The following is a 1,200-nucleotide window of genomic DNA, read 5'->3' on the forward strand; positions in this document are numbered from 1 at the left end:
GTAGAAAGCAATGGCGAAATTAAGTTTAAAGGAAAAAATATAAAAAAAATGCTGTTGGATGGAGATGATTTATTTGACTCCCAATATGTAGTAGGATCCAAGAATATCAATATCGACATGGTAGAGAATATTCAGGCAATAGAAAATTTTAATGAAAATGCTTTACTCAAAGGAATTTCAAGTTCAGATGATGTGGCGCTAAACATAAAAATCAAAAAAACAAAAACGTCTTTATCGGGTAACGCAAAATTGAGTTATGGTGTAAAAGACAGTTATAATTCTTCCGTTACAGGACTGCTTTTGAATTACAAAAGCAAAAACTTTGGATTATTAAGCCATAATAACATTGGTATAAACAACAGTCCTTACACGGTTCAATCAGACATTATTTCTGTAGAGAATTCCAAAGAAGAAAACTTATTGTCAAAAGAGATAATCCGACAAGGTAATCTGTACTCTCAATTAGAAGACATACGCTCTAACTTGAATAATAATTTTTTTACTAATTTAAATTCCTTACAAAAACTTTCAAAAAACATTACTTTCAGAGTAAATGCTGGTATATACAGTGACTTATTAACCCGTAGTAACACTTTCATTTCACAGTACAATTTGCCGGATGAAAATACAATAACAACTACGGAAAGTGAAAATCTGGAAAAGAAACCTCAAGTTTACAGTGGAACTTTTCAATTACTGAAAAAAACATCAACCAACAACAACTGGGAATACCTTGGTAAGATAAAATACCAACACACAGACTTTACCAGCCTAAGCAGAAACAATACTGAAAATCAAAATAATATTATTAAAAGCAGTTCTTTTTTTACGAAACAAAATTTCAACTATACAACACTTATCAATAAAGAACATGCATTAGTCGGTTCAGCAATCTATTCAAACGACAGCTCTCCTCAAAATTACAATGTTTCTCCGGGAGTAGCAATTAACAACAATGCAATTCTTCCTATTCTTGAAAACAATCAAAGGAGTAAATTCAGAAAAGAAGTTATTCAATTAAAATTAGACTTTTTTGGAAGTTATAAATTCTTTAAATATTCTTTTAAAGCAGGTTTTAATTCCGAACAAAACAAATATGATTCATCATTATCTTCCTTGGATTCCAATAATCAATGGTTCACCAATAATAACTTTATTAACAATTTAAACTACACTGTTGCGTACCCTTTTTCCCAGATA

Annotated in this window: 1 pseudogene; it reads left to right on the forward strand. The window is 30.1% G+C overall.

From position 1 onward, the window contains the following. Positions 1-1,200 (forward strand): annotated as a pseudogene (locus tag C0512_RS15875) (hypothetical protein); the annotation flags it as partial.

The organism is Flavobacterium sp. (assembly GCF_013822155.1).
Classification (GTDB): domain Bacteria; phylum Bacteroidota; class Bacteroidia; order Flavobacteriales; family Flavobacteriaceae; genus Flavobacterium.